The sequence below is a fragment of the Streptomyces sp. NPDC002044 genome (genome assembly GCF_040296725.1).
GTDB classification, from domain to species: domain Bacteria; phylum Actinomycetota; class Actinomycetes; order Streptomycetales; family Streptomycetaceae; genus Streptomyces; species Streptomyces antarcticus.
The window spans coordinates 1-9,898 of record NZ_JBEOXU010000185.1 but is presented as its reverse complement, the minus strand read 5'-3'; the positions used below and the strand labels follow the sequence as shown (position 1 = coordinate 9,898).

Genomic DNA, 9,898 nt, shown 5'->3' with positions numbered 1-9,898 from the left:
GGCCGGGTCGGGGTCGCGGAGCAGCTCCTCCTTGTGCGCGCCCTTGCGGCAGGGGTTGATGAACGGCCCCTCGAAGGACCGCCAGGAGGGGACCCGACCATGTCCGAGTCCGAGTCCGGTCAGGACCGGCCCGAGCGGGACGGGGGCGGGGGCGAGGCCCCCGCCGCGTCGCCCGAACACCTGACCCGCCTCGCCGACGGGGTGGTGGAACTGCGCAAGCGCGGGGGAACCGCCGCCCGGCGTTCGCCCACGGAGGGCGGCCGCGCCCCGGCCGGGGAGGCCGACGCCCGGGACGCGCACTACGCTGCGGGGAACGAGGTGCCCGACCCCCGTCTGGAGGCCATGGCCCGCCGGGCGGCGGACCGGGCCGGTCGGCCGCGTGCGTGACGCGGCCGGTGGAGCACCCGGGGCAATCCGGCGGGGCCTCGGCTCCGAATCACCACACGAGCGGAAGGATCCGGGAGGATCGGGCCGTGGACGACGTGAAAGAGCTGGACACACTGCTCGGCCGGGTCGCCGAGGGCGACGAGACGGCCTTCGCCGCCGTGTACGAGGCGGTGAGCGGGTCCGTGCTGGGCGTGGCGCTGTCGGTCCTGCGCGACCGGGCCCAGGCCGAGGAGGTGGCCCAGGAGGTGCTCGTCGAGGTCTGGCGCTCCGCCGGCCGGTACCGGCCGGACCGGGGCAGTGTCCGCACGTGGGTGCTGACCATTGCCCACCGCCGGGCGGTGGACCGGGTCCGCTCCGCGCAGGCGGCGACGGACCGCGAGCGGCGGGCGGCGCGGCTGGAGGCGGCGCTGCCGGAGTTCGACGAGGTGAGCGAGGCGGTCGAGCACCGCGAGGAGCGGGACCGGGTACGGCGCTGCCTGGGCTCGCTGACCGAGATCCAGCGCCGGACGGTGGCCCTGGCCTACTACCGGGGGCTGACCTGCCGTGAAGTGTCCGAGTCGTTGTCGGTACCGCTGGGTACCGTCAAGACCCGGCTGCGGGACGGCTTGCTGCGGATGCGGGACTGTCTCGGGGTGAGCGACGGATGAGCACGGAGAACATGCACGGGGCGACGGGTGCGTATGTGGCGGACGCGCTGCCCGCGGCGGAGCGCGCCGCGTTCGAGGCCCACCTGGAGACGTGCCCGCCGTGCGAGCGAGAGGTACGGGAACTGGCCGCGACGGCGGCGCTGCTCGGCGGGGCCGTGGCGGTCCGGCCGCCGCCGGAACTGTTCGACGCGGTGATGCGCCGCGTCCGGGAGCTCCCGGCGCAACCGGCCGGACCGGCGGAGGCCGCGGAGCCGGCCGCGGAGGCCCGTCCCGCCTCCGAAGACGACCGGGCCGGGGCTCTCGCCGCTCCCGCCCGGGGCCGCGTCCGGCACGCGCGGCCCGGCCGGCCGTGGCTCCGGTGGGCGCTGGCGGCCTCTCTCGCGGCGGTCGCCGGGCTGGGCGGGGTCGCGGTCTGGCAGGCCGAGCAGGCCGGTACGGCGCGGCAGGACGCGCGCCGCGCCGAGGCCCGGGCGGCGGAGCTGGCCGGAGTACTGGCCGCCCCCGACGCCAAGCCCGTCACCGGCGAGCTCGCGAACGGCGGTACCGGCACCGTCGTGGTCTCCGAGGACCGGAACCGGGCGGTGTTCGTGGCCTCCGGGATGCCGGCCCCTCCTGAGGGGCAGGTGTACCAGCTGTGGTTCGCCGACCCGGCGGGCGCCATGCGTCCGGCCGGGCTGATGGACCCCGCACGGCCGGGCGCTCCGGAGCTGATGACCGGCCCGGTGAGCGGATCCACCGCGGTCGGGGTCACGCTGGAACCCGCGGGCGGTTCCCCCGCCCCGACCACCGAGCCGCTGATGGTGCTGGCCCTTCCCGCGCCCGGGACCCCGTAGGCCCCGTACGCCCCGTGGCGCCGGACCGGCGGGGCCGGCCCGCGGCGCGACCCCGTGAGGGGGCTCCCCATGAGCGGGACGAACGGCAGGGACCGCTCCCGTACGGGGTGTGCGGTGGGCGCCGTCAGCGGGGTGCTCGCGGCGGTGGCCGCGCCGGTGCGCGGACGCTTCCCGGTGCGCCGGTAGATTGACCACACAATCCGGACATCAGTCGTATCTCGTCCCGTACGTCAGGAGCCGGCGCCGTGGAGCTGACCAGCACGACGTTCCTCGTCACCCTGATCGCCGTCACCGCGCTCACGATGCTCACCGCGCTGCTGCTGTGGAACCGGGTGCCGGGGCCCGGCTGGGCCCGGTGGCCCGCGCGGGTGCTGATGCTCGGGCTGTGCCAGCTCACCGCCATCTGCGTGGTCGCCACCTGGATCAATGGCAGCTACGGGCTGTACTCCTCCTGGGACGACCTGCTGGGCACCGACACCGGCCGGAACACGGGCGCGATGACGGGACCGCCGGTGGGCCGGGCGCGGTTCACGGAGAGCGGCGACGGCACCCGGAGCACGTACTTCCGCGGCTCCCACTCGAAGCTGGCCGGACAGGTGACGGTCTGGACTCCCCCGGAGTACGCCGCGCCGGGCGCCGACCGGACCCGGTTCCCGGTGCTGGTGCTGCTGCACGGCTATCCGGGCACGCCCCGTACCTGGATCGACCTCGGCGACCTGCCCGGACAGCTGACGCGGCTGGCGGGGACGGGGGCGGCGCACCCGTTCGTCGTGGTGATCCCGGAGATCGATCCGGGCGGGGTGAACACCGACTGCAGCAACACCCCGGACCGCAGGATCGCCGACTGGCTCGCGCTGGACGTGCCGGAGCTGGTCGCCCGGAACTTCCGCACGCTGCCGTCCCCGGGCGGCTGGGGGCTGATGGGGGTCTCCACCGGGGGCTTCTGCGCGGCCAAGCTGCCGCTCCAGTACCCGAAGGTGTTCCGGGCGGGCGCGGCCCTGGACCCCGATCCGCTGACGGGAGACCCGGAGGTGCTGCCGGACCGGGGCCTGCGGGAGCGCAACAGCCCGATGTGGCTGGTCGGGCATTCCGGGAAGACCGACGTCGCGCTGTTCCTGGCCACGTCCGCCCAGGACAAGGACAGCCCGCCCGGCCAGCTGGAGGACTTCGGCGCGGCCGCCGCGGGCAGCGGGGTCCGGGTGAAGACACTCGTCCGCCCGGTCGGCGGCCACAACTTCCAGACCTGGATCGGCATGTACCCGGACGCCCTGGGCTGGCTGAGCACGGAACTCGCGCCGCCGAGCAGAGGGACGCTCTAGTCGTATCGCCCTGTGAGGCTGGGGACGCGGCGGCTGGCAGGTGGCTGCCGGGTCGTGGTGTCAGGCCGGCGCGGTGCGGTCCGGTGCGGCCCGGTGCGGTGCGTCGCACGGCGGAGGGTCACGCTTCGTACCCGGCGTACCGGTGTGGTCCGACAACGCGGCGAGGTGCCGTGCCGGGCGCCGCGACACGGTGAACCCTGCCGGTCACAGCACTAGCTTCCGACCACGGCGACCGTGACCGCGATCATCGCCAGCTGCATGTCGCGGATGGCGTTGCGGACGCTCTCGGCCGCCCATTGCCCTGTGGCGACCTCCGCCATCCGCGCGGCGACCTGCTTGCGGTCGGTTCCGGGGAAGGCCAGGCGGTGCAGCTTGGCGGAGTGGATCAGCGCGATGAGGCTCGCCGTCCGCGCGTCCGGCTCGGCGCCGTCGAGGACGACGGCCCGGAGGCGGGCGCGCAGTTCGCCCTCGATCGCGCCGTCGGCCTCGGGGTAGCGGCGGACCGGGAACACGCCCAGCGCCTTGCGCCTCTCCTCGGTGACCACCCCGCGCTCGCACAGGCTCTCGAGCGCCGCCGCGACGGCCTTGGGCTGGTCCTTCGTCAGCCAGTCCGTGACGCGGCGCTTGCCGCGGCCCCGCAGCCAGGTTTCGATCAGTGCCGTCCGGCTGTCGAGCAGTCGCTCCCCGGTGGGAGTCGTGTCCTTCAGTTCGAGGAACCTGCCGGTGACCGAGACCCGCCCGGCCAGGACCAGTTCGAGCAGGATCCCGCCCGCCACCGCCCACCCGGCGGCTTCCCGGCGCTTGGCCGATCCGGACTCGTCGTCCAGGGACAGCAGCGTAATCTCCTCGGCCAGCGTGATCGCCATACCCGCCACCCCCTCGTTCGACAGCACTCTCAGCGGTAAGGACGTCCCGCTCACCCGGTAGGTTCCCCGTCGCGGACGGCACGGTCGGGGCCGAGGCGGACCGGGAGCGTTTCGACGCTGTTGCCGATGAAGCTGCGCTGTCGCGGGAGTTCGGACTCGGAAACCGCGAGATCGAGGTCGGGGAAGCGGGTGAAGAGCCGCTCCAGGGCGAGGGTGGCCTCCAGCCGGGCCAGCGGGGCGCCCACGCAGTAGTGCGCGCCGTGCCCGAAGGACAGGTGGCGGGCCGCGGTGGGGCGGGTGACGTCGAAGCGGTCGGCGTCCGGGCCGTGGAAGGTCCCGTCCCGTCCGGCCGCGGTGTACCCGGCGAGCACCGGGGTGCCCCGCGGGATCACCACGCCGCCGAGGGTCAGGTCGCGGGTGGGGTAGCGGAACGGGAACCAGCTGACCGGCCCGTCCCAGCGCAGGGTCTCGTCCACCACGGCGGACCAGCCGGCCTTGCCCGCCAGCACCAGGGCGAGCTGGTCGCGGTGGGCGCACAGGGCGCGGACGGCGTTGCTGATGAGGTTGAGCGTGGTCTCGTGGCCGGCGATGAGCATCAGCCTCATGGTGCCGGTCAGTTCGGCCTCGCTGAGCCGGTCGCCGTCACCCTCCCGGGCGGCGATCAGGGCACTGGTGAGGTCCTCGCCCGCGGTGCCCGCCGCGATGGCCGCCCGGCGGGCGGCGGCGATCGTCCCGATGAGCTCGACCAGCTCGCGTACGGCGGCCATCGCCTCGGCGGGGGTGGTGTCGGTCGCGACGATCACCGTGTTGGACAGGTGGTGCAGCCGGCCCCGGTACTCCGGGTCGACGCCCAGCAGTTCGCAGATGACGCTCATCGGGAGCGGGAGGGCGAAGTGCGCGCGCAGGTCGGCGGTCCCGTCCGGTGAGGCCGCGGCGGCCCGTTGGAGGTCGTCGAGGAGTTCGTCGGCGAGCTCCTCCACGCGGGGCCTCAGCCGCTCGACCCGGCGTGCCGTGAACGCCTTGCCGACCAGCGCCCGGAGCCGGCGGTGGTCGGCGTCGTCGGCGGTGTGCATGCCCTGGGCGTTGGCGAAGACCCGCAGCGGCCAGTCCCGGGGGATGGTGCCGTCGTGCAGGGCCGGGCAGTGCCGGGCGTCCTTGGCCACGTCGTCGCGGGCGAGGAAGTCCTTCAACTCCTCGTGGCCCAGGACGACCGCGCCGGCGATCCCGCCGGGGAGGACCACCTCCGCCACGGCGCCCGCGGCGCGGAGCCGGGCGTTGAGGGCGTGCGGGGAGCCGCCGGCGGGGTCGATCACGTGCGGGGCGGTGTGCGGGACGTCCGGGACATCCGAAAGGTGGCGGGACAAGCCGGCTCTCCTGACCTGATGGGCACGACACGGTCAACAGTGGGGCCTGGGAGGCGGGTTGTACAAGACCGCGCCGCGCCACGCCGCACCATCGTGCTCCGGCTCAGAACCAGTTGAGGGTGAGGGGGAAGGTGGTGGTGGCGGTGGTGGGGGTGGTGTCGGTGGCGGTGGCGGTGATGCGGAGGGTTCCGGTGGTCCAGGGTTTGCCGGTGATGCGTCCGGTGGTGGGGTTGAGGGTGAGGCCCCAGGGGAGTCCGGTGGCGGTGTAGCGGACGGGGGGTGTGCCGCCGGTGGTGGTGAGCTGGATGGTGCAGGTCTGGTTGAAGGCGCAGGTCCGGGGGCCGGGGTCGACCAGCTTCAGCCCACCGGGAGAAGACGTCGGCGTCGGGGTGGGGGTGGGGGTCGGCGTGGGCGTCGGCGTCGGCGTGGGCGTGGGCGTCGGGGTCGTGTCGCAGCCCGGGGTGGCCGCCGGGGGCAGGGGGACGCGCCAGAGCTGGGTGTCGTTCTCCGAGCCGACGAGCAGGCTGGTGCAGTCGGCGTACGTCAGCGTCTCGCCCTGCGACTGGGCGGGCAGGGCGACGTCCGCGAGCCTGGTCCCCGCCGCGTCGTACACGGAGGCCGTGTTGGCGCCGAGCGGCCCGCCGCTGCGCAGGGCGTACGAGGCACCCGACGGGGAGAACGCGCCGTCGGTGGCGAAGACGGGCCCGGACCGGACCGGGGTCAGCGGGTTCACCTGGCCCGTGACGGGCGGCAGCGGGGCCTGGTACAGCCGCCCGGCGGCGCCGATCAGCTTGCTCGCGACGTACATCCGGCCGTCGGCCGGGTCGGCGAGCAGGGACTCCGCGTCGTGCCGGCCGTCGGAGTACGCGAAGCGGTACGTCACGGGCGTCACCGTGGAGTCGACGAGCCGGTCGGGCTCGGCGAAGCCGTGCACGGTGATCTCCGCGCGGGCGCCGAGGTTGTCGCCGATGTCGCCGACGAGGACCGCCGGACCGCCGGCGGCGTCCTTGCCGATCGCGAGTGCCTCCCAGTCGGTGTTGCCCGCGCCCGACACGGTCAGGGTGGCCCTGAGCATTCCGGTGGCGCCGGTGCAGTCGACGGCGAAGACCTGGTTGGTGTTGCCGCTGTCGTTGACGGCGTAGAAGACGCCGGGGTGCTTGCGGCTCGCGGCGAGCCCGCTGAGTTCGGCCAGTCCGCCGGGGAGGGTGCACGCGCGCTCGGGCGCCAGGGCCTCTCCGGCCGCGGCGGGGGGTGCGGCCGGGCGTACGGCGGGGGGTACGGACCCGGCCGGGGAGGCCGCGGTGGCGGGGCCGGAGCCCGCCGCCCATGCGGCGGCCGACAGGATCGTGGCGAGGACCGCGGTGGCGAGCGCCGCGGCCGGCGGGGGCGTGAGGAGTCGGGGCATGCGCACCATGTGACGGCCGGTCAGCGCAGGTTGCCAGGGGCAACGGCTCACCGTTCGAGCATCGTTCAATGCCCGGCGGGCATGGCTGCGCGCGGCCGCCGCCGCTCCGGTCAGCGGGCCGGCTCCCGTACGGGTGCGTCGTGCCGGGCGTGCGCGATGAAGGCGCGGGCGGCGCGGCTGAGCGGCCTGCGGGCGTGGGCGATGCCCACCGGGCGCAGCAGGGGCGGGGTGAAGGAGCGGATCTCGGCCCGGCTGCCGAAGGCCCGTTGGACGACGTCCCGGTACCAGATGAGGGAGCCGCGCCCGTCCGTCACGCCGGTCACCCAGGCGAGGCGTTCGTCGACCTCCAGCGCGGGCACCGGGCGGACGCCCAGGCAGCTGAACATGGCCTCCAGCTCGGTGCGCCGGCCGGTTCCCGGCGTCGGGAGCACCATCGCAAGCCCGTCGAGGAGGCGGAACGTCATCGGGTCGGGCAGCGCCGAACCGGCCGGGGAGATGAGCACCACCTCGCGCTCCTGGATGTAGTGCGTGGTGAGCTCCTTGTCGACCGGCAGGTCGACGAGAGCCAACTCGGCTCGTCCCTGGGTGAGTTCCTGGACGAGGGTCTCGCGGCTGTCGTACTGCTGGAGTCTGACGTCGACGCCGGGGTGGCGTCGGGTGAAGGCCGGGACCAGGTCGGAGGCCAGGTCGAGGGCCAGGGTGGGGGTGGTGACGAGGGTGAGGACGGCCCGGGTGTCCCCGCAGTGCGGGGTCCCGATGTCGTCTATGGCCTCCACCGCGTCGAGCACGGTCCGGGCCAGCCGGACGACCCGGGCCCCTTCCGGTGTGAGGTCCACCCCCCTTCCCCGGCGGGCGAGGAGCTCGACGCCGAGGTCGCGTTCCATGGCCTGGACCGCCCGGGACAGGGCGGACTGGGCGACGAAGACCGCGGCCGCCGCGCCGGTGATGGAGCGGCAGTCCGCGACGGCGACGAGGTAGCGAAGCTGCGCGAGTGTGGGGGTCATGACCGGACGGTAACCTCGCGAGGTTGTACCCGTAAGAGCACATCGGGTGAACAAGCGTACGACTCGGTGGTGGCGTTCATGCCGGGTCGGTGACGAGGTATACCGGTGCGGCATGAGCCCGAGCGACGCGGTCCGCGCGACCGCGCGCCGGGGGCGGTGCGCCGGTCCGGACAACGCCGCAGGCCACCGGGCGGGCGGGGGTGCCCGGCGGGGCCGGGCGCGGGGGCCCCGGAACGGTCCGGGCGCCCGGTTGGGGCGAAACGCCCTCCTCCGCATGCCCGTTGACACTGCGGGGCGGCCACCGCACGATGCATCCCGGCGTCAGGGATTTAGACCACGGTTCGATCCCGCCCCTCCGTGGCGGGCAGCCCGACCGGCGCACACGTCGCACCGTCGCACGCTCGCACACGCCTCATGCGTCTCGCACGTCCCGGCTCCGCCGTCTGCCGGGGGACTCCGCTCGTGGCACCGCTCCCCCGTCCTCCGCCCTGTACTGCGACATGTCACACAGCACTGGAAGAGGAGCGCCCGTGACCCCCCATCCCGAGCCGTCCCCGCGGCCCGAGCCGTCCCCCCAGTCCCTCCAGTCCCTGCAGTCCCTCCAGTCCCCTGAGCCCTCTCAGCCCCCTCAGCCCCAGGCCTCCCCCCCCCCCCGGACGTCCCCGCGACCCGCCACCCGGGACCTGGTCGTCGCGGTCAGCCCGTTCGAGGAGCCCCACCCGCGCATCGTGACCGCCGCCGAACGGACCGGAGCCCTCGGCCTGCTCGACCTCGGCCGGGACGAAGGCGCCGCCCGGCGCGGCCTCGACGGGGTCGCCCGCGGGCTGCGCGGCGGCCGCCACGGGGTGCGGGTGCCCGCGGGCTGCCCCCTCGGGCCGGAGGACCTGCCCGCCGCGGTGGACACGGTGCTGCTCGCCGACCCCGGCGCGCACACCGCCGGGCGGGTGGCGGCCTGGGCGGCGGCCGGGGGGCGGCCCCGGGTGTGGGCCGAGGTCACCGGCCCGGCGGAGGCGCTGGCCGCCGTGGCCGCCGGGGCGCGGGGCCTCGTCGCCAAGGGGCACGAGGCGGGCGGCCGGGTCGGCGGAGCCACCACCTTCGTACTCCTCCAGCAGCTGCTCGCCGACCCCCGCCTCGCGGAAGTGCCCGTGCTGGCGTACGGCGGCATCGGCCGGCACACCGCCGCGGCGGCCGTCGCGGGCGGGGCCGCCGGGGTCCTGCTCGACGTACAGCTCGCCCTGACGGCGGAGGGCGAACCCGGGCTGCCCGCCGAAGTCGTCGACGCCTTGCGGGCGATGGACGGTTCGGAGACCCGGCTCGCGGACGGGCACCGGGTGTACGCCCGGCCGGGCCTGACCCCGCCAAAGGGGCCGGTGGCCGCTCTGCTCGGCGCCCGGGACCTGCGCGGGCAGCTGCTGCCGGTCGGGCAGGACGGCGCCTCGGCGGCCCGGCTCGCCGCCCGCTACCGGACGACGGCGGGCGTGCTCCAGGCCGTACGGGCGGCTGTCACCGGGCACTTGGAGACAGCCGTACGGAGCAGGCCGCTCGGGCGGCCGCTGGCCGTCGCGCAGGGCCCGATGACCCGGGTCAGTGACCGGGCGGCGTTCGCCGCGGCGGTGGCCGCCGAGGGCGGGGTCCCGTACCTGGCGCTCGCGGTGATGCAGGGTCCGGACGTGCGCCGGCTCCTCGCCGAGACCTCCGAGCGGCTCGGGGACCTCCCCTGGGGCGTCGGACTGCTCGGCTTCGCCCCGCCCGAGCTGCGCAGGGAGCAGCTGGCGGCCGTCGCCGGGGTGCGCCCCCCGTACGCCGTCATCGCGGGCGGCACACCGGCGCAGGCGGCCCCGCTGGAGGCGGCCGGGACCCGGACCCACCTGCACGTGCCCTCGCCGGGACTGCTGGAGCGGTACCTCGCCGAGGGCGCGCGGCGGTTCGTGTTCGAGGGGCTGGAATGCGGCGGGCACGTGGGGCCGCGCGCCTCGTTCCCGCTGTGGGAGGAGCAGATCGAGCGGCTGCTCGCGTGCCCCGAACCGGAGTCGCTCGACGTGCTGTTCGCGGGCGGCGTCCACGACGCCCGCT

The 9,898-nt window shown here is 75.5% G+C and carries 9 protein-coding genes; 5 read left to right on the top strand and 4 right to left on the bottom strand.

Annotated elements, in window-relative coordinates; translation table 11 throughout:
* Positions 1-99: 99 nt before the first annotated feature.
* From ABT106_RS28700 to ABT106_RS28685, 4 genes are all read left to right on the top strand, one after another.
* On the top strand, positions 100-387 hold the full coding sequence (locus ABT106_RS28700) for a hypothetical protein (RefSeq protein WP_351283047.1): 288 nt from the start codon (positions 100-102) through the stop codon (positions 385-387).
* An 86-nt stretch (positions 388-473) separates the two neighbouring features.
* Entirely contained in the window at positions 474-1,034 is a 561-nt protein-coding gene (gene sigK / locus ABT106_RS28695) for an ECF RNA polymerase sigma factor SigK (protein ID WP_502979511.1), read from the top strand.
* Positions 1,031-1,867 (top strand): anti-sigma factor, encoded by an 837-nt coding sequence (locus tag ABT106_RS28690; protein WP_351283044.1) that lies wholly within the window; start codon positions 1,031-1,033, stop codon positions 1,865-1,867. Before sigK ends, ABT106_RS28690 begins: the two co-directional genes overlap by 4 nt.
* A 245-nt stretch (positions 1,868-2,112) precedes the next feature.
* Positions 2,113-3,186 carry an alpha/beta hydrolase gene (locus tag ABT106_RS28685; RefSeq protein WP_351283041.1) on the top strand — a complete coding sequence of 358 codons (1,074 nt, stop codon included), beginning with the start codon at positions 2,113-2,115 and terminating at the stop codon, positions 3,184-3,186.
* A gap of 212 nt (positions 3,187-3,398) precedes the next feature.
* On the opposite strand, the gene ABT106_RS28680 is transcribed toward ABT106_RS28685, so the two are convergent.
* The 4 genes from ABT106_RS28680 to ABT106_RS28665 all read right to left on the bottom strand — a co-directional run bounded on the left by ABT106_RS28680 (position 3,399) and on the right by ABT106_RS28665 (position 7,825).
* Entirely contained in the window at positions 3,399-4,052 is a 654-nt protein-coding gene (locus tag ABT106_RS28680) for a GOLPH3/VPS74 family protein (protein ID WP_351283038.1), read from the bottom strand.
* Between the two features lie 50 nt (positions 4,053-4,102).
* Positions 4,103-5,416: a cytochrome P450 family protein gene (locus ABT106_RS28675; RefSeq protein WP_351283036.1), complete on the bottom strand. Its 1,314-nt coding sequence runs from the start codon at positions 5,414-5,416 to the stop codon at positions 4,103-4,105.
* 103 nt (positions 5,417-5,519) lie between these two features.
* On the bottom strand, positions 5,520-6,821 hold the full coding sequence (locus ABT106_RS28670; RefSeq protein ID WP_351283034.1) for a putative Ig domain-containing protein: 1,302 nt from the start codon (positions 6,819-6,821) through the stop codon (positions 5,520-5,522).
* Positions 6,822-6,931: 110 nt separating this feature from the next.
* Positions 6,932-7,825 carry a LysR family transcriptional regulator gene (locus tag ABT106_RS28665; protein ID WP_351283032.1) on the bottom strand — a complete coding sequence of 298 codons (894 nt, stop codon included), beginning with the start codon at positions 7,823-7,825 and terminating at the stop codon, positions 6,932-6,934.
* A gap of 728 nt (positions 7,826-8,553) precedes the next feature.
* On the opposite strand from ABT106_RS28665, the gene ABT106_RS28660 reads away from it, so the two are divergent.
* A partial coding sequence (locus tag ABT106_RS28660; protein WP_502979510.1) for a beta/alpha barrel domain-containing protein occupies positions 8,554-9,898 on the top strand: 1,345 nt, incomplete at its 3' end.

Coding starts and splice junctions, on each gene's coding strand:
- ABT106_RS28700 (WP_351283047.1), top strand. CDS start 100: ATGTCCGAGTCCGAGTCCGGTCAGGACCGGCCCGAGCGGGACGGGGGC.
- ABT106_RS28690 (WP_351283044.1), top strand. CDS start 1,031: ATGAGCACGGAGAACATGCACGGGGCGACGGGTGCGTATGTGGCGGAC.
- ABT106_RS28680 (WP_351283038.1), bottom strand. CDS start 4,052: ATGGCGATCACGCTGGCCGAGGAGATTACGCTGCTGTCCCTGGACGAC.
- ABT106_RS28670 (WP_351283034.1), bottom strand. CDS start 6,821: ATGCCCCGACTCCTCACGCCCCCGCCGGCCGCGGCGCTCGCCACCGCG.
- ABT106_RS28665 (WP_351283032.1), bottom strand. CDS start 7,825: ATGACCCCCACACTCGCGCAGCTTCGCTACCTCGTCGCCGTCGCGGAC.